Genomic DNA, 22,832 nt, shown 5'->3' with positions numbered 1-22,832 from the left:
ATCTGTGAAATCTGTGGCAATTAAAACATCCTCACAAAATTCAACTTTCAAAAAATTATTATTAGCTCTTTTTATTGTAATTTCTTATAGCGTTTTTGCTCAAAAAGACGGTTATTGGGATAAAGAACGAGCAACTACAAAAGAAATTTTGGTTCCGGCACGCGATAGAATCTCTATTGCAACAGAAGATCTTCCCGTTGGAACTACAGAAATCGTTTACCGAATTACACTTTTAGATAAAAATCAAGAACTGACAAATAGCTTGGTTTCTTTACTTAAAACTATTCCAGATCCAACAGGAGTAAGCCAGGGATCTGCAGGAGCTGTTTTCTTGATGTCAAAAATTTCTGGAGACGACGAATGTACTTATTCAATTTTTACTTCAAATGAAAATGCTAAAAAATATGTGGCAGATGGAAAAATAAATGATGCCTGTTATTCTCAAGCAGAACCTGTAAGTAAAGATGCTAAACGATTATCTGTTAATAGATCGTCTTGCTTAAAAGAAAATATCAGCACCATTTGGTTTGGTTTCGAAAGCAAAAACTGGATTTTAAGCCAGAAAGTAGTTTTGGAAGTTGTGCCTTGGGTTGACATCAAACTAAACCGTGGTTGGAACCAAGACAACAAGAACGAAATAATCAGTTTGTGTAAAACTTCCACAATGGCACAAAAAATGGCCAATTCAGATGATTTTTGCGTTTGTATTTTAAATAAAATCATGAAACAATATCGTTATGATGAGTTTCAGAAATTATTAGCTGTTGAGAAAACAAAAGTTTACAAAGATTTTGGAAACGCTTGTTACAAAGATGCAGATATTTCTAAAAATGTTTTTAATGATTTAAGAAAAGAAGTATCATCTTTAATCAAAGCACAGAAATACAACGAAGCAATTCCGAAATTAAACACTATTGTTAACGAAGGAAAAGCAACAGCTTTAGATTACAGCTCGCTTGGTTATTGTTATCTTTTGACCAAACAATATGCAAAAGCACTAAAAGCGCTTCAAGATGGCGAAAAACTAGATGACACAGAATTATTGGTAAAATTGAATTTAGCACATACCTATTTAGTGAGTAACGATTACAGCGCAGCTAAAGCTATTTATAAAAAATACCAAACTCAGAACGTTACAGACAGTTTGAGCTGGATTGAGAAAACAAAACTCGATTTTCAGGCTTTTGAAAAAGCAGGTTTACCTTCAAAAGATTTTGAAAAAATATTAAAATTATACAATTAAGTTTCTTAGATATAAAGTTGCTTCTTAAAGTCGGTTTAAAAAAAAACTTAGCATCTCAGTAGCTTAGTATCTTAGCATCTAAAAAAAATGAACGCATCTTATCACAAGTATTTATTAGAATTTAAAAGACCATCAGGGACTTCTAGAGGAGTTATGACCGAAAAAGAAACTTGGTTTATAATCTTAGAAGAAAATGGCAGAAAAGGAATAGGAGAATGCGGCATTCTTCGCGGATTAAGTGCTGATGATCGTGAAGATTACGAAGAAAAACTAAAATGGACCTGTGATAATATTCATTTAGGAGAAAAAGCACTTTGGGAAGCCTTGTTAGAATTTCCATCAATCCAGTTTGGAATTGAAATGGCTTTTTTATCATTAAATAATGAAGATCCCTACCTTTTATTTCCGTCTGATTTTACTGAAAATTTGAGTTCAATCAATATAAATGGTTTGGTTTGGATGGGAGAACCTGACTTTATGAAACAGCAGATTGAAGATAAATTAGCCGATGGTTTTAATTGTATAAAACTTAAAATCGGAGCTATTGATTTTGAGAAAGAATTGGAATTATTAGCATTCATTAGAAGTCATTTTTCTCCTGAAGAGATAGAAATTCGCGTAGATGCAAACGGTGCTTTTTCTTTAACTGAAGCTTTAGATAAGTTAGATCAATTAAATAAATTTCAATTACATAGCATTGAACAGCCAATTAAAAAAGGTAATATAACAGAAATGGAAAAACTTTGTAAAGAAACACCATTTCCAATTGCTTTAGATGAAGAGCTTATTGGTGTATTTACATTTCAAGAAAAAGAAAAATTACTGAAGGAAATAAAACCCCAATATATTATTTTAAAACCAAGTTTTATTGGAGGCTTTAGAGGAACTCAAGAATGGATTACACTCGCAGAAAAGTATAATATTGGCTGGTGGATTACTTCAGCTTTAGAGAGTAATATTGGTTTGAATGCCATTGCACAATGGACTTTTATTCAAAACTCAGAAATGCCACAAGGTTTAGGAACTGGAGCTTTATATACTAATAATATAGATTGTCCCCTAGAAGTTAAAAATGGTAAGTTGTGGTATAACACCACAAAAGAATGGCAAAAGGATTTTTTTTAAAGTGACAGAGGTACAAAGTAGCAAAGTAACAAAGCAAAAAAGGTACAGAGTAAAAACTTTGCACCTTTTTTTGTATAATTAATTAAAGAAAAAAGTAAACTAAGACAAAGCTTCTGCACAAAAGCTAAAACCTTTGCAACTTTGTTACTTTGTCACTCTGAACCTTAACAGAATCACTCTTTTCCACCTAAAAGACTATCCTGCCAGTCTTTCAATTCCTGCCATTTTCCTTGATAAGCGAATAATGCTTGTTTGGCCCATGTACTTGGATTATGTATGGCATAATTTTCACCTCCTGCATCTAGAATAGATTGTAATTTATCAGTTGATGCTTGAGAAAGATCATACCACGTTTTTATTCCGGCATCGTTAAACAAAGCTTCTATTTTTGGCCCGATTCCTTCTACCACTTTCAAATCATTTTCTTTTATTTTTTTACCGAGAACGGTCGCAGCCAATTCGCTATTAAATGGAATCACAGCTGGAGCGGTTCCGGCAAATGATTGAGGAGCTGGATTGGCTTTTGCTGCTGCTAAATCAGCCTCTAAAGTAGTAATTCTTGCATTGAGATTTCGGGTATTAGCTTTACACGCATCCAAATCTGCTTGCAGCGACAATTCAAGAGAATCGTCATTTTTCGAATTCATTTTTCCTAGTAAGTAACCTAAAATTCCACAGATTAATCCCACTAGCACAGGTATTAAGATACAAGGTATATTCATGATCGTATGTTTTGATTAATTATTTGATAGTAATTACGGTTCTTCTGTTTGATGCTTTTCCTTCAGAAGTATTGTTATCTCCAATTGGTTCATCTGGTCCTTTGGATTGTGTTTCAATCCTTGTGGGAGCAATACCATTTTTAGAAAGATAATTTTTGGAAAATGCTGCTCTTTTTTGTCCCAAAACAATGTTTGAATCACGGTTCCCAACATTATCAGAATGTCCAACAGCTAAAACTACCGCATCTTTTACGTGTTCAGTATATTTCACAATATCGGCAACTTTCTGTTTTTCAAGAGTCGTTAAAGTTTCTTTGGACTGATTCGTATTGAAATGAAGAATTAAAGGATCTGCATTAATTTTATCCTTTAAAGTAGTCCATTCATCAGTTGCTGCAGTTGTAGAAGTAGAGTCTATAGTATCAAAGGTATAATTTGCAGGCCCTAGAAGTGTGTCGGCGCGCATTTTCCATTTGTCTATAATTTCTCCTTTTGTGTTGAATTGTTTTTCTGATAGTCCTTCAGAGACAAAATAGTTTTTAACTTCATTTGCTCTTGCCAGACCTAAATTCTCAAAAGTGGTGGAATTTGTTTCATCAGATGTTGCATAGCCAGTTATAGTTACTTTCTGCTGAGGGTTTGAAACCAAGAATGTCTTTAATTTTTGAATACCACTTATGACAGAATCACTAATAGGTATTATTAAAGTTGCGCTGTTTTTAAGGAACTTGAGATTATCATTTGTCTGATATTCAATTCCAGGACCATTTAATACAAACGGAACAAAATTAGGCTCTTGAACAGGTGTTGAAACTGTTTTTGGAGTATCATCCGTTGTAATTTTCTCAGAGCAGTTGCAGCAGAATTTAAGGTATAAAAAAGTACCTAAAATAATGGTTATTGCAATGCCTAATAGATAAAGTGCTTTTTTAGACATAGATGATGAAGTTAAGATTCTATCAAATTTAACTAAAAAAATAACACGTAATATATTAATAATCAGTTATTTTAATGTTTTTGTTTTAAAGTAAAAGATTCAAATTAACATAATTTTCGTTTTTTATCTTTTTAAGGACTTGATTAAAATGAGTAACTTGCATTAAAATAATTTTACATTTTAAAATGGTCGAAATAGAAAGAAAATTTCTTGTCAAATCTGACGACTTCAAGAATCAAGCTTTTACTCAGAATAAAATTGCTCAAGGATATTTGAGTTCTGCTCCAGAACGAACTGTTAGAGTCAGAATAAAAGGCAATAAAGGGTTTATCACTATTAAAGGAATAAGCCAGAGCGGCGGTATGTCTCGTTTTGAATGGGAAAATGAAATTCCGTTGGATGAGGCAACAGAACTTTTGAAATTATGTGAAAAAGGTAAAATTGAAAAAACACGTTATGAAATAAAATCAGGAAATCATGTTTATGAAGTCGATGAGTTTTATGGAGAAAATGAAGGTTTGATAATGGCCGAAATCGAGTTAAACTCTGAAACAGAATCTTTTGAACAACCAGAATGGCTTGGCGAAGAAGTGACCAATGATGAAAGATATTACAATGCTTATTTAAGTAAAAATCCTTTTAAAGACTGGCAGAAATAAAATGACAGAATCAATATACGACCTTATAATAGTAGGCGGTGGCCCAATTGGACTTGCCTGCGCCATTGAAGCCGAAAAGAAAAACCTGAGATATTTAATTATAGAAAAAGGTGCGATAGTAAACAGTATTTTCAACTATCCTCTTTATATGACTTTTTTCTCAACTGCCGAAAGATTGGAAATTGGAGATATTCCTTTTAATTGTTTGGCACCAAAACCAGGACGCCAGGAAGCTTTAGAATACTACAGAAACATTCATCGTTATTTTAAATTCAATATTAATCTTTTTGAAAAAGTTAATAATGTACAAAAAGACAGCAATTCTATTTTCCATATAAAAACAGATAAACAAGAATATCAATCTAAAAATGTCATCATTGCAACTGGTTTTTATGACATTCCAATTGAGATGAATGTTTTAGGAGAAACCCTTCCTAAAGTTCGTCATTACTACAAAGAAGCACATGAATATGCTTTTAGAAAAGTTTTGGTAGTAGGAGCGAACAACTCTTCTGTAGATGCAGCGTTAGAGTGCTGGAGAAAAGGAGCAGAGGTTACGATGGTGATTCGTAAAAACGAAATCAATAACCGTGTAAAGTATTGGGTAAAACCAGATATAGAAAATCGTATAGAGGAAGGAAGTATCAAAGCCTATTTTCAATCGAATATTACTGAAATACGTGAAAATGAAGTTGAAATTGAAACGCCAAACGGTAAAATAACGATTGAGAATGATTTCGTTCTAGCATTAACAGGCTATAAACCTGATTTGAATTTCTTAGAAAAAATGGGAATTCAGCTTTCTAATGATGAACTAAAAATTCCAGTCTATAATTCAGAAACAATGGAAACCAATGTAGAAGGTTTATTTTTGGCTGGTGTTGTCTGCGGCGGTATGCAGACACACAAATGGTTTATAGAAAATTCAAGAATCCACGCTAGTATGATTTTGGATTACATTACTTCTAAATAGTTTTTTCCGCCACGAATTCACAAATTTTCACTCAGTAGATTGTCAAAAAAAAATTCGTGAATTCGTGGCGAAAAAAAAATTAAGAACTGCAAGAAAGCATTGAGCAGCCAACTTTTGTTCTTGCCCAATCTGGACGTTTGGCGAACCATTTTTCAGATTCAGGCTGCTCATCATAAGGTTTTTTCAGTAGCTGGAATAATTCCTCAACTAAAGAATAATCTCCTTTATCTGCCGCATCTATCACCAATTGAGCCATATAATTTCGAAGCACATATTTTGGATTTATTTGATTCATTTTTAAAGCACGTTCTTCATCTGAAAGCGTTTCTACACTTAGTCTTTTTAGATAAACAGAAAGCCATTTCTGCCATGCATCTAAAATGGTATCTTTTATTTCTTGTGGTAGATAAAATGCATATTCAATTTTTTCAAATGCTTGTTCTACGGAATCATACTTCTTAATTTGGCTAAGATTTCTAAAAAAGATAGTCATATCCGTTTCTGATAACTGTAAAATTTCTTCAAGACCTTTTACAATTTTATCATCAGCATCACTTGAAGTAAATATACCTAATTTACTTAAAAACATTAGCTTGTAATCTTCTTCAAAATTAGTAATAAAAGAATCTAGAATCTTTTCTAAAGGCGCGGCTTCATTCACAAGAGGATAGAGTGCATTTGCCAATTGAAACAAATTCCATTGTGCCACTTGAGGTTGATTTCCAAAACGATATCTTCTATTTTGGCTATCTGTTGTATTCGGCGTCCAATCTGGATCATAATTTTCTAACCAGCCGTAAGGGCCATAATCAATCGTGATTCCATGAATGGACATATTATCGGTATTCATAACACCGTGTACGAAACCAACTCTTTGCCAGTGCAAGATCATTTCGCGAGTAGTATCCGCAACTTTTTGAAAGAATTGAATATATTGTTCTTTTGGTTCACCTTTAATTTCGGGAAAATAATATTTGATGCTATACTCTACAAATTGTTTTAGATTTTTAAGTTCGTTTCTAGCAGTCAGCATCTCGTAACTTCCGAAACGAATAAATGATGGAGCGACACGACAAACCACAGCGCCTTTTTCATAGGCAGGGTTTCCGTTGTATAAGATGTCACGTAAAACTTGATCTCCAGAAAGAATCAAAGAAAGCGATCTAGTAGTAGGAACTCCCAAATAATGCATAGCTTCAGCACAAAGATATTCTCTGATAGAAGAACGTAAAACTGCCAAACCATCTGCAGTTCTAGAATAAGGCGTTTTTCCTGCTCCTTTTAATTGTAATGTATAAAACTGATTATTGTTTTCGACTTCCGTTAAATTAATAGCACGTCCATCTCCTAATTGCCCGGCCCAATTACCAAACTGATGTCCTGCATAACACAATGCATAAGGTTGTGTGTTATCTAAAATATCTTTACCCGAAAATACATTTACGAATTCTTCTGATCGAATTTCTTCTTTTGAAATCCCTACTAATTCCGCCACTTCTTCAGAAGCATGTATTAGTTCAGGATTAGAAGGTTTTGTTGGATTTACATACGAGAACAAAGTATTTTTTACCTGACGAATTTCATTTGTTAATTCTGGATCCGCAGGTAATTCAGCTGTAAATCGATTGTTTATTTTTAAATTTTTCATTTTACTTTTTTATTTTGCCACAGATTATAAAGTTTTTTTACGGCCACGAATTACACAAATTTGCACTAATTTTTTTTAGTTGAATTAGAAAAAATAATTTGTGGAAATTTGTGTAATTGCTTCGCCTGTTCGCTATCGCTCGAGTCGTGGCAAAAGAAAGAAAATCTTTTTACTCCCTTAAATCAATGACTAACCTAAAAATTAATCCACTAACATATCAGCGTACATTTTTTTAAGTTTTTGAATTTTTGGGTCAATTACTACTTGACAATATCCAGCTTCTTGATTTTCATTATAATAATTTTGATGATAATCTTCTGCTTCATAAAACACTTCAAAAGGTTTCAATTGTGTTACAATTGGATCAGCATAAGCTGGCTGTACTTCTTCAAAAACTTTTTCTGCAGTTTCTTTTTGTTCTTCATTATGATATAAGATGATAGAACGATATTGCGTTCCGCTATCTCCTCCCTGACGATTTAATGTTGTTGGATCATGACTTGTCATAAAGATAAAAATTAAGTCATGATATGAAATTATGTCAGGATTAAAAGTAACTTGGATAACTTCTGCATGTCCAGTTCTGCCAGTGCAAACTTCGCGATACGCAGGATTTTTTATAAACCCATCTGAATAACCTGATTTTATTGATTCTATTCCTTTTAAACGCTGAATTACAGCTTCAATACACCAAAAACAACCACCACCAAAGGTAGCTACTGATAAATTTCCCATAAATAATACTTTCTGTTTGTTTATTGCCTATTAATTCGATAGGATATTATGATAATTTGTTAAAAAATAGTTCTTTTAGCTAAATATATCCAACAGGAATGTAATGTTTGAAGTTTGCTATTGATAAATTCGCAATTTTATAAAAAAACGATATATTTGCAGTCAAACACAAGGCACAACTAATGAATAGCAAAAATAGTACCATCACACTTGAAACTTATTTTCAGGAATTTAGACAGAATATTGTCGGTATAAATCAGGAATTTACGTCACCTTATGGCAGAAAATCAATCGTTTATACTGACTGGACTGCCAGTGGAAGATTGTATCGTCCAATTGAAGAAAAATTATTGAACGAATTTGGCCCTTTTGTAGCCAATACACATACTGAGACTACTGTTTCTGGTACTGCTATGACAAAAGCCTATCATCATGCCAGACATATTATTAAACGTCATGCCAATGCAAATAGTGACGATGTTTTAATTACTGACGGAACGGGTATGACTGGAGTTATTAATAAATTTCAGCGTATTTTAGGTTTAAAAATTCCTGAAAATTTGAAAAGCTTTACAAATGTTCCTGCCGAAAAGAAACCAATCGTTTTTATTTCGCATATGGAACATCATTCTAATCAAACTTCATGGCTAGAAACTATTGCAGATGTTGAAATTATTCCGTCTTGTGAAAAAGGACTTTTTAGTTTGGAAAGTCTTGAAGCTTTGTTAGAAAAATATAGCGATAGAACCATTAAAATTGCTTCGATTACGGCTTGCTCCAATGTTACGGGATTAAGAACTCCTTTTCATGAAGCAGCAAAATTAATGCACCAATATAACGGTGTTTGTTTTGTAGATTTTGCTTGTTCAGGACCTTATGTGGAAGTAGATATGCATCCTGTTGATCCTGAGTCTTATCTGGACGCTGTTTTTATGTCTCCTCATAAATTTTTAGGTGGTCCTGGAACTTCTGGTGTGTTAATTTTTAATAAAAAATTGTACAATAATATGATTCCTGATTGTCCTGGCGGAGGAACTGTAAGCTGGACAAATCCTTGGGGAGAACATAAATACATTGACAATATTGAAGATCGTGAAGATGGCGGGACTCCAGGTTTCCTTCAAGTTATAAAAACGGCTTTGGCTATTGAACTGAAAGAAGAAATGGGAATCGAAAACATTATGCAGCGTGAGCACGAAATCGTTGACTATGTTTTCAGCGAATTAGAAACTATTTCAAATATTAAAATTTTAGCTGGACAGCATAAAGAGCGTCTTGGAGTAATTTCGTTTTTTATTGATGATCTCCATTTTAATTTAGGAGTAAAAATTCTAAATGACCGCTTCGGAATCCAAACTAGGGGAGGATGCAGCTGTGCTGGAACTTATGGACATTATCTATTACATGTTGATCAGGAAACTTCTAATAAACTGGTTAATGAAATTACAATTGGTGATTTAATCAAAAAACCGGGATGGATTAGAATGTCAATTCACCCAACAACTACTGACAAAGAGATTGCTTTTGTATGTCAAAGTATTAAAGAAATGGCAGCGAATCATAAAGAATGGGCTTTGGATTATTCTTATGACAAAAGCAGAAATGAATTTATTCATAAAGACGCTACCTCATTTGAAGATGAATTAGTAGAGAGCTGGTTTAAATCTTAGTTTTTGTTTAACCGATCAGCAGCAAAGATTTACCTAAAGAACGCTGTTATATAAAATGCAAACCCGATAGTCTGAACGCTATCGGGTTTATTGTTTTTTTAGAAATGAATGTTTATAGTTTAGCCCCGATAGAAACGGTATCCTTTTATGGTGGGGTTCACCATAAAAGATAAAGTGGATAGCGGGACTGGAAGTTATTAGAAAACAAGTGTTTCTGCTCCTTAAAAAATTACATAATCAAACGTACTCCGCCAAGGTCTGAAACGCGATAGGAAAACTTATTTCCTGGTGAGCCAATAAACATAAAGTTTTTTGGAATTTTCCATTTTTGAGAAAGCTCATCAATTATTTCAGGCCCAAAAACACCTTGAATTTCTAAATATTCTATATCGAGTCCATCATAGGCGCGGTCTAAGACTTCAAGATCTTTTTTAAGAGCTTCATTAGTCGTTGCGTCGTTTTTGACATGAACAATTTTTAGTTTTTTTGTTGTTTCATTGTCTTCAACATATTGCAAAACTTTGTTTAAAATTGTGATATCGTCTCCCTTTGTAAAAAACACAAATTCCTGCGAATTAATTTGTGAACTTAAATTCTGCAGATAACGATTACTTATAATTACCATTTTTCTAAGTGGCTGGTAGAAATATTCTAAAGCTTCAATCAACAATCGGATCAGCATAACACGATTTAGCATGATCCCAATAAATAGCAAAGCTGGAATCATATATTGGAGAAAAGTATAAAACGAATTAATATTCAGTTTCATATTCCCTATAAATGCCACTATAACAAAACTTACCGCAGCCACAACTGCAATGCCACGAGCACGTTCTGGTCTTGGAAGTTTTTTTCGTTTATACTTTAAAAGTAAATTCCCAATCCCGAATAAAGCCATTACGGCTAGAAATGAAAAAGTATATACTCCTGCCAATGATTCTAAATGTCCACTTGTTGCAAAAAGTACAGAGATACAAAGAATTAAAAAACTAATGACAATTCTATAATGCGCTCCTCTTTTGTTGGTTTTAAGAAAATAATTTGGAAGAATTCGATCTAAAGTCATTCGGTTTAAAAGTCCAGAAACTCCAACAAACGAAGTTAAAACCGCTCCACAGAGCACCATAACGGCATCTATAGAAATAAGCCAAGCTAGCCATGCTCCACCAGTAGTTTGCCCTAAATGTGCTAAAAGCGATTCTTTGTTTTCGCCAACTTCTGTTAACGGAATAACACTAATTAATAAAATAGCAATAACTGGATTGAAGAAACTGACAATTCCCCACATGTTTCGAAGTGTTTTTGGAAAAACGCCGTGTTCCTGTTCTTCGACAAAGTTGGCAGAACTTTCAAAACCTGAAATCCCCAGCATTGCTGCCGAAAATCCTAGAAAAAGTGCTGTTTTGATACTTTCGTAAGCAATAGGAGTATGCCAGTTGATATGAAAAGTATCTAAACCGTGAGTGAGAACAAACCAAATGGAAGCTAAAACCAATAGACTTAATGTTCCAATGTGTGTAAGGAAGATTATAACAGCTACAAATGCCGATTCTCCGATTCCTAAGATGGCTAAACCAGTAAATAAAACCAAAACAACAACGGTTGCAATTGTCACATTTAAGCCTTCGAAAATTCCATGTAAATAATGCATTCCTTCTGAGGCTGAAATAACTGCTGTAGCCATATAAGACAAGACTGTCAGTGTGGCCGCTAATGAAGCTAATCTTTTAGTAGATGTATTTAATAGAACATTGTAGGCTCCACCATTTAATGGAATTGCGCCTACAACTTCTCCATAAATTTTTCTGAAAAGAAATAAAACAACAGCAACAATAAGCAGTGAAATCCAAGCATATTGCCCTGCATATAATATCGTTAAAGCTGATACATAGAGACAGGAAGAACTAATATCATTGCCACAGATTGCAGTTGCCTGTAATTGATTTAATTTTTTGTGTACGATATCCTTCATCAGTATTTGAGATTTACACTTTTAGCAAAAAACAATAAGCAACAAAATAAATATAATCGGGCAAAAAGGCAGATATTGATTAAAAAACTTATTGGAAATTAAAGTTTTTAATGAAGATATTATTTAGATTCCTGAAACTTTTGTAGTGATAACAAAGCTTGTTTCTGTACTTTTTTCTGAAAGAAACCTGTCCAGCCAAGTAAATACCCCATAGGACCAAAGGCTTGTTTAGACCATTTCCATACATCAAAATTATCAGTATGTTTAATAATTAGTCCATCTTGAAAAACAAATTCGGCTCTAATTTTATTAATCACATTTCTATTTGTCTTGCTAAAATTATAAGTAGCAACCCAATTGGCAGAACCGGTAGAATCGTCCGCTTTTACATTGGAAAACTCAATTTTTAAATTCCCTTTGCTTTTTGAAAGCAACATTTCCCACATTTTTGAAACCTGACCTTCTTTAAGTAAACCAAAAGCTGGATCAATAAAATGAACTTTTGGATGATAACATTCGCTCATTGTCTTGGCATCAGCATTAGCAAAAGCAGTATAAAATTTTGTTATTAGGGTTTCATTTGAATTCATAGGAAATTTTTAATGTTAAATATAAAGATTTATTAGATTCAAAAATCATTACAAAACACTAATTTCTTTAGCTGTATCAAATGTTTTTTTGCTTTTATCAAATGCTGTCGAGAAATAATTCATTTTATTATAAGCGGTAAAATAACCAGTCTGGTTTCCAAAATCATTTGAACCTCCAGCTATTATAAATCGAACAGCATAAATGTCGGTCTTTTTCAATTTTAACCATTCTGCGGGAGTAAAATAATAATAGGAAGTTGTTTTTCCTTCCGCTGATTCTTTTACATTTTTATCGGTACAGGCAATCACATCGGCATTGGCCAAATCTACATACAAACCGCCGGCAATTCGGGCTTTGTCGTTTGCTGTATCAATTGTGATTTTTAAAATACCGCCTTTATCTGTTTTTGCTATTTGAATCTTGGCTTCACCTGTATAAGCATATTTTTCGCAGATAAAAGTATATTCCTGAGTTGCAGGAAAAGGAGATGAACCTTTTATACTTATAGCTTGCTGTGCTTTTGCAAATGTCGAAATGAACAATAATAGAAGAAGGGGTAATTTAAAATTCATATTTTTAATTTATTGATTAGCCAATTTAGCATCAAATTTTTCATCCCAGTCCATTGATTTTATGGACGAAATGAGATTTTCATCATTTACAAAGACTCTCAATTCTTTGTTCGCTACTTTTTTGCTATATAAAGCGTGATAGCGGTAAATGACTTCTTGTTTGGTTTTGTAAACTCCATCCAGTTTTAAATCTATAAAATTTCCATAATACTGTCTAAACCTTTGACAGGTCTTAGTTAAACGTTCCTCGGTTGTATTTTCCATTACCGATTTGGTTACTTCAGTTTCATTAAAAGGTTTAAATTTTGAAGTATTACAAGTCATCAGCACTCTTTTTCCTAAGTCATACGCTTTTTGCTGTTGATTTGCATTTATTTCAGCTCCCGAAACTTTTTTTATTTTTAAATCTTCAGTATCTCTGCTTACTGTTTTAGATTTACATCCAATTAATAATAACAAACATATAATCAATCCTGCTTTCTTCATAACTATTTAAGTAATTTTTAATAATAAGTTAGGATCGGGACAATTTTCAATATAAAAATTCAGGTCTTTTGTATTGCAGACTCCAGGATAATCTCCCCAGTAATTTTCGATATTGTGTATGATTTGAAAATGGAGATGCGGTGCATAATCGCCATTTACTGAAGCTTTTCCTAAGGACGCAATCTTCTCGCCTTTTTTGAAACAGTCTCCGATCGTTAAGTTTTCTATACTTTCTAACGACAAATGTCCATATAAAGTATAAAATTTTTCATTTTCTACTTTATGTTCCAAAATTATAGTTGGCCCATAATCACCCAACCCGATGTTATTTTTAAAACTATGAACCTTCCCGTCCAATGCTGCGATAACAGTCGTTCCAGCATCGGCCCATAAATCTAAACCAATATGAATATTTCGTTCTGGTTTAGATTCATTCAAAAAAATAGAACTTCTCTGATACAAAAAACGCCCTTCTATATAACCACCAAAAGCAACTTTGGCATTTTTTCTTTCCAGATAATTTGTAATGTACTTTTCAAAATCTTCTGATGTATCCAACCCTGCATCAATCAGTTCCTTATTGGAAACGGATAGATTAATAGGCGTGTATTCTGAAATACTAATAGTTTCATCAATTATTTTAGTAGGGGGTAAGGCATTTAATATGGAGGTAAGAGGTCTCATGAAATTAGGCTACTTTATTTATAATTATTATTTCGTTGTGCACTTCAATTCGAGGAAGCATTTTAGTAGTAAAAAGCTCTGAATTTACTTCCGAAATATATTTTCGGTTTCTAACATTATGCGCTTCATCCAAAATCATGGTATTGAATAAAACATAACCATTATCTTTTAATAAGGTACAGATTTTATCTAGAAAAAACTTCTGAAACAAAAAGTTAGGCATATTTGTATCTTCAAAAATATCAATGATAATGAGGTTATATCTGTCTTTTGTTTTTAATACAAATTCAAAAGCATCATCAATAACCACTTCTAATTGTTTAATCTGATGGAGGTTGAAATACTTATTTGCAATTTGAATCATTTCTGGATCGATCTCAACACCCGTTATTTTTTCTTTATATTCAATTTCATCTACTAAGGTTTTAACAACGCTTCCGCCGGCAACCCCTAGTAATAAAATATGATCCATTTTTAGAATATTCTCGTAACCTATATTTCGAAGTCCGTACCTTAATATACGTTGTAAGCTTCCATAGGAATAATTTGTATTTTCAGTATCCAAAACCAATTCACCGTTTGCCCAGGTAACTTCGATCATTTTGCTTCTAGCTGATTTCTTTTTAAATATTTTTATGGGGATAATGTAACTGAAAAATTTTCGAATCATTTTGTATGCTTTTACTCAAATTTACCATTAAATCTTTTATTTTGCATCAAATATTACATCTTTAATGAAAAAACTATTATATAAATTCTTATTCTTTAAGCTAATGGGCTGGAAGATAATAGGATTGAAAAATGCCGAAATAAAAAAATGTATACTAATGGTAATGCCCCATACCAGTAATCATGACTTTTATATAGGACTTTTTACACGAGGTATTTCTGGATTACAAATGAATTGGGTAGGAAAGAAAGAGTTATTTAGGTTTCCTTTTGGCTATTATTTTAGAAATGTTGGCGGAGAACCTTTGGATCGTTCAGGCGGATTGAATAAAGTAGATTCTATCGCCGCAATTTTTGAACGCAAAGAAATCTTTCGTTTGGCTGTGGCACCAGAAGGAACTCGAAAAGCAGTCACAGAAATCAAAACCGGATTTTATTTTATAGCACTTAAAGCAAAAGTGCCAATTGTTCCCGTAGCTTTTGACTGGGGAAAAAAAGAGGTAAATCTTGGAGAGCCATTTTATCCAACGGGAAATTATGAAGCCGATTTCGAAGTTTTGAAAAAACATTATGAAGGAGTTTTGGGTAAAATTCCTGAGAACGGCATTAAATTGTAAAACTGACATTTTTTTCAAACGCGCGAGAATCGCGTATTTGAAAATTTTCTGTACCAATCTCCAAATACGCGCTAATTTTTCAATTAGGAAAAATGAGGCATAAATATACTTTTTATAAAGATTAGAATTTTACAATAACAAATTCAGTTGTTGTTTCAAAAAAATGGTTACACTATTAAATTGTTAAAGCTTTCGGGGTTTTATAATTGTACAAATAAAGATCTTTACTTTTGTCAACTAATCAAAACATAATGAATTTAGAAAATCTTTTTATACAATACAAAGAGCAGAGTATATCTGGAAGATATTTGACGTTAGATCATATTCAACCCATTTTAGATAGATTAAATACCAACAACCAAGTGCAAATTATAGGAAAGTCTGTTTTAGGCGAACCTATATACAGTTATCAAATTGGTACTGGTCCAACGCGAGTATATTTATGGTCTCAGATGCACGGAAACGAAAGTACCACAACTAAAGCATCATTTGACTTTATCAATTTATTGAATGATGATACTGATTTTGCCAAAAGAATGCTCAACACGTTTACTTTTTACTGGATTCCGATATTAAATCCGGATGGAGCCAGATTATACACCAGAGCAAATGCCAACGAAATTGATTTGAATCGTGATTCACAAGATCTAACGCAGCCAGAAAGTAATGTTTTACGTCAAGTATTCGAAGAGTTTAAACCTCACTATTGTTTTAACCTTCACGATCAGCGTACAATATTTGGAGCAGGAACTGAAGGAAAACCTGCTACTGTTTCTTTTTTAGCTCCTTCTTATAATGAAGAAAGAGAAGTAAATGAGAACAGACAAAAAGCAATAAATATCATTGCAGGCATCAATAAGGTGCTTCAGGAATATATTCCAGGACAGGTTGGACGTTTTGACGATTCTTTTAATATTAATTGTATTGGAGACACTTTTCAACATTTAGGAGTTCCAACCATTTTATTTGAAGCAGGACATTACCCAGGCGATTACGATAGAGAAGTTACACGTAAGTACATCTTTTTCGCGTTAATTTTGAGCTTCAAACAAATTTCCGAAAACGATTTAGTGAATAATCGAATTGGTGAATATTTGAATATTTCACAAAATAATGTGGTTTTTTATGATTTTATGTATAAAAATGTCAAAATAAATTATGATGGTATCGAAATTATTACGAATTTTGTCGCTCAATACAAAGAAGAATTAATCGAAAATAAGATTCATTTTAACGCCTACATTGTTGAAGTAGGTGATTTGGAAAATTTCTTTGGACATTATGAATATGACGCAAAAGGCGAAGAATATTCGGATGATTTCTCGAATTTTCCAAAAGTGGGTCAAATAGCAAATTTTTATTTAAATAAAAATGTTAAATTTGTTAACGGATTAATAAAAAGTTAATTTTTATGTGAATTTCTTGTTTTTTATATATAATTTTATACTTTGTAATAGCAATTAGTAATATTAATTAAACAATTATGAGTAAATTTCGTTTAGATGAAGTAGATCACCAGATTTTAGATATGTTAATAGACAATACGAGAGTTCCGTTTACTGACATTGCAAAAAAATTATTGATATCTGCTGGGACAGTACATGTTAGAGTAAAAAAGATGGAAGACGCAGGTATTATCATGGGGTCTTCTTTAGCTTTAGATTACGATAAATTAGGGTATTCTTTTATTGCTTATGTGGGTGTATTTCTAAATAATACCTCTCAGACAAAATTTGTATTAGAACGAATTAACCAAATTCCATTCGTTACTGTAGCTTCTGTAACTACAGGGAAATTCAATATTTTTTGCAAAATTAGAGCAAAAGATACTAAGCACGCGAAAGAAGTTATCTTCATGATTGACGATATTGATGGTGTTTACAGAACTGAAACTATGATTTCTTTAGAGGAAAGTATAAATGATAAGAAGCGTTTGATGCATACTATTTTCAAAAATATGTAATAACTTTTCTTGAATGCTATATTAAAATATACCTCAAGTTTATTCTTGGGGTTTTTTTATGACTAATTAACCAACCAACTATAACACGATTATGTATACGTTGCCGAAAATTGAGCGTTTTAATCAAGACGTTCTCTCAAAATACCACATCTATAATAGTGTTTTTATAACATTACCATTTGATTCTATAGATAATACGGGAGTTTTACTGCCTTTATTTACAGAAACGTGCGAAACGGGCTTTAAAAAACAAGAAACTCCAAAAGAAATTTTTGATTTTTTCTCTAATAAATTTCTAAGTAACGCTTCAGAAACTGAAAAAATCGACTTAATGTTTCGATTTATCCAGTACATAGAGCGCCAGATTGTATTATTTGATGCAATTGAAGATGCTGCTTTTCCAGAAGTAAACAATATGGAAGGACGCGGGTCTTTACGTGATATTAAAGAAAAATCAGATGCAAAAGAAAAAGATGATGAATTGGTAGAGTTTTTAGAAAACTTCAATGTTCGTACGGTTCTAACAGCGCACCCAACACAATTTTATCCTGGCCCTGTATTAGGAATTATTAACGATTTGACAGAAGCAATTCGTCAGAACGATTTATTACAGATTAAACAATTGCTCGCACAGCTGGGAAAAACTCCTTTTATTCAGCATGAAAAACCAAATCCTTATGATGAAGCGGTAAGTTTGATCTGGTACTTGGAAAATGTATTTTATGCTACAGCTGGAGAAATTGTACATTACCTTCAAAAAAATATTAAAGAAGGAACTCCAATTGAAAACCAATTAATCAAACTTGGTTTCTGGCCTGGAGGTGATCGTGACGGAAATCCATTCGTTACTACAGAAATTACACTTAAAGTTGCAGATCGTTTAAGAACTTCAATTTTAAAGTGTTATTATGTAGAAATGAGAAATCTAAAACGTAAGTTAACTTTCTCAGGTGTAGATAGTTTAGTATCAGATCTTGAACATAAACTTTACCGTTCTGTATTCTATTCTAAAGGGGATATTTTTATTACTTTAGAAGAATTATTGACACAGTTAAATACAATTAGAGCAATCATAATCGAAAAACATCAGTCTTTATATCTAGATGAATTAGAGGCTTTATTGGTAAAAATCAATTTGTTTGGCTTCCATTTTGCTACTTTAGATATTCGTCAAAACAGTAAAATCCATAATAAAGTTTTTAAAGATGTTGTAGATTTTTATTTAAACTCTGGTTCTTCAATTTTTCCAACAAATTATTATGAGTTGACAGAAGATCAAAAAATTGATGTTTTGTCCAAAGTTAAAGGAGATTTAAATCCAGCTGATTTCGAAGATGAAATTACAAGATCTACTTTAGAATCTGTTCAGGCAATTAAAACCATTCAGAAGAATAATGGAGAAGAAGGAGCTAATCGTTATATTATTAGTAATAACGAAAGTGCTTTGAATGTAATGGAAACTTTTGCCATGATTCGTCTGAATAATTGGGAAAATCCTTCTGTAGATGTTATTCCGCTTTTCGAGTCTGTTGATGATTTACAAAATGCACATTCTATTATGGAGCAGTTGTATACTAATCCTGAATATGCTAAACATTTAAAATCAAGAGGAAATGAGCAAACAATAATGCTTGGTTTCTCTGACGGAACAAAAGACGGTGGTTATTTAATGGCGAACTGGAGTATTTACCAGGCAAAGATTTCGTTGACTGAAATTTCAAGAAAATACGGAATTAAAGCGATTTTCTTTGATGGACGTGGAGGGCCTCCTGCACGTGGCGGAGGAAAAACACATAAATTCTATGCTTCTTTAGGGCCAAAAATTGAAAATAAAGAAATTCAAATTACAGTTCAGGGACAAACTATCAGTTCTAATTTTGGAACTTTAGATTCTTGCCGTTATAATATTGAGAACTTATTGACTGCTGGTGTAACTAATCAGGTTTTTGGAAAAGAAAAAAATGAATTGTCTGCAGATGAAACTGAGATTTTGAATCAGTTAGCCGATTTGGGTTATCAAAAATATTTAAGTTTTAAGAATCATCCCAAATTTATTCCTTATTTGGAAAAAATGAGTACACTGAAATACTACTCTAAAACAAACATTGGAAGCCGTCCATCTAAAAGAAGTAAATCAGAATCTCTTGATTTTGCTGACTTAAGAGCGATTCCGTTTGTGGGTTCTTGGAGTCAGTTAAAACAAAACGTACCTGGATTCTTTGGTGTAGGTTCAGCTTTAAAACATTTTGAAGAAAGCGGGCAATGGAACAAAGTAAGCGATTTGTACCATAATTCATTATTCTTCAAGACGTTATTAGAGAATAGTATGATGTCATTAGCAAAATCTTTTTTACCATTGACAGCTTACATGAGTAAAGATCCTGAGTTTGGAGAATTTTGGAACATTATCCATACAGAGTTTTTGGAAACTAAAAGACTTCTTTTGAAAATTGCAGGTCATAAAACATTGATGGAAAATTATCCCGATGGTATCGCCTCAATTCAAATTAGAGAGCGTATTGTATTGCCATTATTAACAATTCAGCAATATGCTTTATTGAGAATTAACGAATTAAATAAAGCAGAAACTCCGAACGAAGATTTGATCAAAGTTTACGAAAAAATCGTAACGAGATCTCTTTTTGGAAATACTAATGCAAGTAGAAACTCTGCTTAAAACGAAATTTTAAATTTAAAAACATGAATGTCAGCGATATTTTAGAAAATGAATACTCAGGCCATTTCGGAACTTATCTGAAACAAGCGGGTGACGGAAAATTGATTGAAGAATTGGAAATCTCTCTGCATGAATTTATCCGATTTGTTCAAAATATTCCAATGGATAAATTTGATTATCGTTACGCAGAAGGAAAATGGACTATTAAAGAAATAATCCAGCATGTCATTGATACTGAACGCATTTTTGCTTACAGAGCTTTGCGTTTTTCAAGAAATGATAAGACGCCATTACCAAGTTTTGAAGAACAAGATTATGCAGATAATACCGATGCTAATTCAAGACATCTACAGGATTTGTTAACGGAGCTTTCTGCTGTAAGACATTCTAATATGTTGTTTTATAAAAGTTTATCTGACGATCAACTCAAAAGAATAGGAACTGCCTCTGGTAATCAAATTTCTGTTCGAGCTTTAGGTTTTATTATAATTGGACACCAAAAACATCATCAAAAAGTTTTTGAAGAGAGATATTTATAAAGTTTCAATTTAAAGAAAAAGTAAACCCGACAGTTTTAAAGCTGTCGGGTTTACTATTCTTGTTCAATCCTGTAGTTCTGAGAAACGAAGGCGAAGCCAGTTTTGAAATTTTGGTTTACATATTTTTTTAAGCTTTTTGGTGTTTTCTTTCTAAAAACGCCAATCCAAATCGAATTTTATCATAAGACATTTTTTCTTCAAAATATTCAAAGTACGGTCTTAGTGCTTCAGGCTTCTCCAATTCTATCTGAGCTTTTTCAATTTTCAAAATTTCATCTTCAGAAACAAATTGATTTAAATCGATGTCATTTCCGTCAACGTATAATTTAGCTAAATGAGAAATAATTGTAGTTTCTCCTAGATTTCGTTGTTCTGCAATTTCTTTTACAGAAATTCCGCTTTGAAATAATTCTAATGTTTTCGAATATGTACTGTCTTTTTTCTCTTTTTTAACAACCGATTTATTTCTTTCAAATTCAATAATAGCTTTGATGAAATCGTCTCCATATTTTTCCAATTTTGCTTTTCCAACACCTTCAACAGCAAGAAACTCTTCATCACTCATTGGTTTTAAAATTTCCATTTGACGTAAAGAGGCATCACTAAAAATAACATAAGCTGGAACTTCTTCTTCTTTTGCAATTTCGTAACGCAATTTGCGAAGTGTTTCAAATAAAGAATTTTTAACTGCTCTAGTTTTAATCTCTTTAGCTTCTGCTTTTTCAATAACTTTTTTAACGACTGTTGTGAGCTTTACTTTTTCACCCTCAAATAAAACTTTTTTGGCAAAAGGAGTAAGCAATATTTTATTATGCTGATGAAAGGCAATTTCGCAATATCCTAAATTTATTAATTGAATTAAATATTGATTCCAGTCATACCAAGATACATCACCGCCAATTCCATACGTTTTTAGCTCTTGATAATTTTTTTCGTAGATATACGCATTTCTCGAGCCTCTTAGAAAGTCTACAATAACAGCTAAAGGTTCAGATTCTTTTAAACGTGTAATAGCAGATAATGCTTTCTGCGCTAGAATCGTTCCATCGAAAAAAGTTGGAGGATTTTTGCAAATATCGCAGTTTCCGCAATTTTCAGTTACCAGTTCTCCAAAATAAGAAAGCAAAATTTTTCTGCGACAGCTGACAGCATCTGCATATTGTTTCATACGATCCAATTTTGCCAGTTGGATATCTGCGTTTAATCCCTCTGAAGCAAATTTCTGAAGCTGAATTACATCAGCATAACTTTCAAATAGAATGGTTTCTGCGGGAAGGCCATCACGACCAGCTCTGCCGATTTCCTGATAATAACCTTCAATATTCTTTGGGAGATTATAATGAATGACCCAGCGTACATTTGATTTGTCAATTCCCATTCCAAAAGCAATAGTCGCACAAACAACCTGACAATCGTCATTAATAAACTGATCCTGAGTTTTAGCTCGTGTATCATTATCTAAACCAGCATGATAAGCTTTGGCGGTAATGCCATTTTTCTTTAATTTTTCAGCAAGTTCTTCAGTTGTTTTACGGCTTAGACAATAAATAATCCCAGATTCATTAGGTTTATCTTCTACAAAATCAATTATTTGCTTAACTCGATCTAAAGCTGGACGTACTTCTAAACTTAGGTTTTTTCGATCAAAAGAAGCAATAAAAGTTTTCGGTTTTTTAAGATTCAATTGTTTTGTAATATCTGTACGAGTAGCTTTGTCAGCTGTAGCTGTTAAGGCCAAAACAGGAGTAGAAGGGAAGCGGCTTTTTAAATAACCTAAATTGGTATAAGCCGGCCTGAAGTCATGTCCCCAAGAGGAAATACAGTGTGCTTCATCAATTGCGATCAAGCTAATTGTCAATTCATTAAAAGCCATATCCAAATAAGATAAACTTTCGGGAGCGATATAAACTAATTTAAAATGATTTGATTTTAAATTATCAATATAATACTGCTGCTCTTGAGAAGATTGCGAACTATTAATATAACAAGCTGCTATTCCATTAGTTTTTAAACTATCAACCTGATCTTTCATTAAAGCAATCAGAGGAGAAATTACAATTGTAATTCCAGGTAATATTAAAGCCGGAAGCTGAAAACATATTGATTTTCCACCACCAGTAGGCATAATAGCTAATGCATCCTGTCCCGAAAGTATCGTACTTATTATATTTTCCTGATTTGGTCTGAATTTTTCAAACCCAAAATTTTCTTTTAAAGTTGCGTGTAAAATTTCTGAAGTCATTGGCGTATAATTTTTATGTTGAGTGGGTAAATTTAAAAATAATCTTACAAAACATAAAAATATAAATTTTATTTAAAGTTTAATTCAAAATATAAAAAAAGGAACCCA

Annotated in this window: 21 protein-coding genes; 10 read left to right on the top strand and 11 right to left on the bottom strand. The window is 32.5% G+C overall.

Features of this window, described 5'->3' with window-relative positions:
• Positions 1–4 precede the first annotated feature (4 nt).
• Together P2W65_RS18395 and P2W65_RS18390 are read left to right on the top strand one after the other, a co-directional pair.
• The gene (locus tag P2W65_RS18395; protein WP_289659876.1) at positions 5–1,243 is read left to right on the top strand and encodes a tetratricopeptide repeat protein; all 1,239 of its coding nucleotides are present in this window, start codon (positions 5–7) and stop codon (positions 1,241–1,243) included.
• An 87-nt stretch (positions 1,244–1,330) separates the two neighbouring features.
• Positions 1,331–2,368: an o-succinylbenzoate synthase gene (locus P2W65_RS18390; RefSeq protein ID WP_289659875.1), complete on the top strand. Its 1,038-nt coding sequence runs from the start codon at positions 1,331–1,333 to the stop codon at positions 2,366–2,368.
• A 173-nt stretch (positions 2,369–2,541) separates the two neighbouring features.
• Here the strand turns inward: P2W65_RS18390 and P2W65_RS18385 are convergent, their stop codons facing one another.
• Positions 2,542–3,090 (bottom strand): helix-hairpin-helix domain-containing protein, encoded by a 549-nt coding sequence (locus P2W65_RS18385; RefSeq protein WP_289659874.1) that lies wholly within the window; start codon positions 3,088–3,090, stop codon positions 2,542–2,544.
• 19 nt (positions 3,091–3,109) lie between these two features.
• Entirely contained in the window at positions 3,110–4,027 is a 918-nt protein-coding gene (locus tag P2W65_RS18380) for an OmpA family protein (protein ID WP_289659873.1), read from the bottom strand.
• 185 nt (positions 4,028–4,212) lie between these two features.
• Here P2W65_RS18380 and P2W65_RS18375 point away from each other — a divergent pair, with 185 nt between their 5' ends.
• Entirely contained in the window at positions 4,213–4,686 is a 474-nt protein-coding gene (locus P2W65_RS18375; RefSeq protein WP_289659872.1) for a CYTH domain-containing protein, read from the top strand.
• A 1-nt stretch (position 4,687) separates the two neighbouring features.
• Entirely contained in the window at positions 4,688–5,659 is a 972-nt protein-coding gene (locus tag P2W65_RS18370; RefSeq protein WP_289659870.1) for a YpdA family putative bacillithiol disulfide reductase, read from the top strand.
• Positions 5,660–5,738: 79 nt separating this feature from the next.
• Here the strand turns inward: P2W65_RS18370 and P2W65_RS18365 are convergent, their stop codons facing one another.
• Together P2W65_RS18365 and msrA are read right to left on the bottom strand one after the other, a co-directional pair.
• Positions 5,739–7,307 carry a protein adenylyltransferase SelO gene (locus P2W65_RS18365; protein WP_289659869.1) on the bottom strand — a complete coding sequence of 523 codons (1,569 nt, stop codon included), beginning with the start codon at positions 7,305–7,307 and terminating at the stop codon, positions 5,739–5,741.
• 201 nt (positions 7,308–7,508) lie between these two features.
• The gene (msrA, locus tag P2W65_RS18360; RefSeq protein ID WP_289659868.1) at positions 7,509–8,042 is read right to left on the bottom strand and encodes a peptide-methionine (S)-S-oxide reductase MsrA; all 534 of its coding nucleotides are present in this window, start codon (positions 8,040–8,042) and stop codon (positions 7,509–7,511) included.
• Between the two features lie 182 nt (positions 8,043–8,224).
• On the opposite strand from msrA, the gene P2W65_RS18355 reads away from it, so the two are divergent.
• Entirely contained in the window at positions 8,225–9,712 is a 1,488-nt protein-coding gene (locus P2W65_RS18355; RefSeq protein WP_289659867.1) for an aminotransferase class V-fold PLP-dependent enzyme, read from the top strand.
• A 229-nt stretch (positions 9,713–9,941) separates the two neighbouring features.
• On the opposite strand, the gene P2W65_RS18350 is transcribed toward P2W65_RS18355, so the two are convergent.
• From P2W65_RS18350 to P2W65_RS18325, 6 genes are all read right to left on the bottom strand, one after another.
• Positions 9,942–11,684, bottom strand: coding sequence for an APC family permease (locus P2W65_RS18350; RefSeq protein WP_289659866.1), 1,743 nt, complete (start codon positions 11,682–11,684; stop codon positions 9,942–9,944).
• A 119-nt stretch (positions 11,685–11,803) separates the two neighbouring features.
• Positions 11,804–12,274 (bottom strand): nuclear transport factor 2 family protein, encoded by a 471-nt coding sequence (locus P2W65_RS18345; protein WP_289659865.1) that lies wholly within the window; start codon positions 12,272–12,274, stop codon positions 11,804–11,806.
• A 48-nt stretch (positions 12,275–12,322) separates the two neighbouring features.
• Positions 12,323–12,847, bottom strand: coding sequence for a hypothetical protein (locus tag P2W65_RS18340; protein WP_289659864.1), 525 nt, complete (start codon positions 12,845–12,847; stop codon positions 12,323–12,325).
• A gap of 9 nt (positions 12,848–12,856) precedes the next feature.
• Positions 12,857–13,333: a hypothetical protein gene (locus P2W65_RS18335; RefSeq protein WP_289659863.1), complete on the bottom strand. Its 477-nt coding sequence runs from the start codon at positions 13,331–13,333 to the stop codon at positions 12,857–12,859.
• Between the two features lie 6 nt (positions 13,334–13,339).
• Complete coding sequence (locus P2W65_RS18330) at positions 13,340–14,017, bottom strand: peptidoglycan DD-metalloendopeptidase family protein (protein ID WP_289659861.1); 678 nt, start codon at positions 14,015–14,017, stop codon at positions 13,340–13,342.
• A 4-nt stretch (positions 14,018–14,021) separates the two neighbouring features.
• Positions 14,022–14,687, bottom strand: coding sequence for a spermidine synthase (locus P2W65_RS18325; RefSeq protein ID WP_289659859.1), 666 nt, complete (start codon positions 14,685–14,687; stop codon positions 14,022–14,024).
• A gap of 64 nt (positions 14,688–14,751) precedes the next feature.
• Here P2W65_RS18325 and P2W65_RS18320 point away from each other — a divergent pair, with 64 nt between their 5' ends.
• From P2W65_RS18320 to P2W65_RS18300, 5 genes are all read left to right on the top strand, one after another.
• Positions 14,752–15,303 carry a 1-acyl-sn-glycerol-3-phosphate acyltransferase gene (locus P2W65_RS18320; RefSeq protein ID WP_289659858.1) on the top strand — a complete coding sequence of 184 codons (552 nt, stop codon included), beginning with the start codon at positions 14,752–14,754 and terminating at the stop codon, positions 15,301–15,303.
• Between the two features lie 251 nt (positions 15,304–15,554).
• Complete coding sequence (locus P2W65_RS18315; RefSeq protein WP_289659856.1) at positions 15,555–16,709, top strand: M14 family metallopeptidase; 1,155 nt, start codon at positions 15,555–15,557, stop codon at positions 16,707–16,709.
• Between the two features lie 77 nt (positions 16,710–16,786).
• Positions 16,787–17,266 (top strand): Lrp/AsnC family transcriptional regulator, encoded by a 480-nt coding sequence (locus tag P2W65_RS18310; RefSeq protein WP_008468989.1) that lies wholly within the window; start codon positions 16,787–16,789, stop codon positions 17,264–17,266.
• A gap of 91 nt (positions 17,267–17,357) precedes the next feature.
• Positions 17,358–19,943: a phosphoenolpyruvate carboxylase gene (locus tag P2W65_RS18305; RefSeq protein ID WP_289659854.1), complete on the top strand. Its 2,586-nt coding sequence runs from the start codon at positions 17,358–17,360 to the stop codon at positions 19,941–19,943.
• A 23-nt stretch (positions 19,944–19,966) separates the two neighbouring features.
• Positions 19,967–20,482: a DinB family protein gene (locus P2W65_RS18300; protein ID WP_289659853.1), complete on the top strand. Its 516-nt coding sequence runs from the start codon at positions 19,967–19,969 to the stop codon at positions 20,480–20,482.
• A 127-nt stretch (positions 20,483–20,609) separates the two neighbouring features.
• On the opposite strand, the gene recQ is transcribed toward P2W65_RS18300, so the two are convergent.
• The gene (gene recQ / locus P2W65_RS18295) at positions 20,610–22,724 is read right to left on the bottom strand and encodes a DNA helicase RecQ (protein WP_289659852.1); all 2,115 of its coding nucleotides are present in this window, start codon (positions 22,722–22,724) and stop codon (positions 20,610–20,612) included.
• Positions 22,725–22,832 lie beyond the last annotated feature (108 nt).

It is taken from the genome of Flavobacterium panacagri (assembly GCF_030378165.1).
In the GTDB taxonomy this organism is placed as follows: Bacteria; Bacteroidota; Bacteroidia; order Flavobacteriales; family Flavobacteriaceae; genus Flavobacterium; species Flavobacterium panacagri.
Note: the sequence above shows the minus strand (reverse complement) of the source record. Positions and strands in the feature narration are given on the sequence as shown.

Coding starts and splice junctions, on each gene's coding strand:
- P2W65_RS18375 (WP_289659872.1), top strand. CDS start 4,213: ATGGTCGAAATAGAAAGAAAATTTCTTGTCAAATCTGACGACTTCAAG.
- recQ (WP_289659852.1), bottom strand. CDS start 22,724: ATGACTTCAGAAATTTTACACGCAACTTTAAAAGAAAATTTTGGGTTT.
- P2W65_RS18310 (WP_008468989.1), top strand. CDS start 16,787: ATGAGTAAATTTCGTTTAGATGAAGTAGATCACCAGATTTTAGATATG.
- P2W65_RS18340 (WP_289659864.1), bottom strand. CDS start 12,847: ATGAATTTTAAATTACCCCTTCTTCTATTATTGTTCATTTCGACATTT.
- P2W65_RS18365 (WP_289659869.1), bottom strand. CDS start 7,307: ATGAAAAATTTAAAAATAAACAATCGATTTACAGCTGAATTACCTGCG.
- P2W65_RS18330 (WP_289659861.1), bottom strand. CDS start 14,017: ATGAGACCTCTTACCTCCATATTAAATGCCTTACCCCCTACTAAAATA.
- P2W65_RS18370 (WP_289659870.1), top strand. CDS start 4,688: ATGACAGAATCAATATACGACCTTATAATAGTAGGCGGTGGCCCAATT.
- P2W65_RS18335 (WP_289659863.1), bottom strand. CDS start 13,333: ATGAAGAAAGCAGGATTGATTATATGTTTGTTATTATTAATTGGATGT.
- P2W65_RS18325 (WP_289659859.1), bottom strand. CDS start 14,687: ATGATTCGAAAATTTTTCAGTTACATTATCCCCATAAAAATATTTAAA.
- P2W65_RS18385 (WP_289659874.1), bottom strand. CDS start 3,090: ATGAATATACCTTGTATCTTAATACCTGTGCTAGTGGGATTAATCTGT.
- P2W65_RS18390 (WP_289659875.1), top strand. CDS start 1,331: ATGAACGCATCTTATCACAAGTATTTATTAGAATTTAAAAGACCATCA.
- P2W65_RS18355 (WP_289659867.1), top strand. CDS start 8,225: ATGAATAGCAAAAATAGTACCATCACACTTGAAACTTATTTTCAGGAA.
- P2W65_RS18315 (WP_289659856.1), top strand. CDS start 15,555: ATGAATTTAGAAAATCTTTTTATACAATACAAAGAGCAGAGTATATCT.
- P2W65_RS18350 (WP_289659866.1), bottom strand. CDS start 11,684: ATGAAGGATATCGTACACAAAAAATTAAATCAATTACAGGCAACTGCA.
- P2W65_RS18380 (WP_289659873.1), bottom strand. CDS start 4,027: ATGTCTAAAAAAGCACTTTATCTATTAGGCATTGCAATAACCATTATT.
- msrA (WP_289659868.1), bottom strand. CDS start 8,042: ATGGGAAATTTATCAGTAGCTACCTTTGGTGGTGGTTGTTTTTGGTGT.
- P2W65_RS18320 (WP_289659858.1), top strand. CDS start 14,752: ATGAAAAAACTATTATATAAATTCTTATTCTTTAAGCTAATGGGCTGG.
- P2W65_RS18345 (WP_289659865.1), bottom strand. CDS start 12,274: ATGAATTCAAATGAAACCCTAATAACAAAATTTTATACTGCTTTTGCT.
- P2W65_RS18305 (WP_289659854.1), top strand. CDS start 17,358: ATGTATACGTTGCCGAAAATTGAGCGTTTTAATCAAGACGTTCTCTCA.
- P2W65_RS18300 (WP_289659853.1), top strand. CDS start 19,967: ATGAATGTCAGCGATATTTTAGAAAATGAATACTCAGGCCATTTCGGA.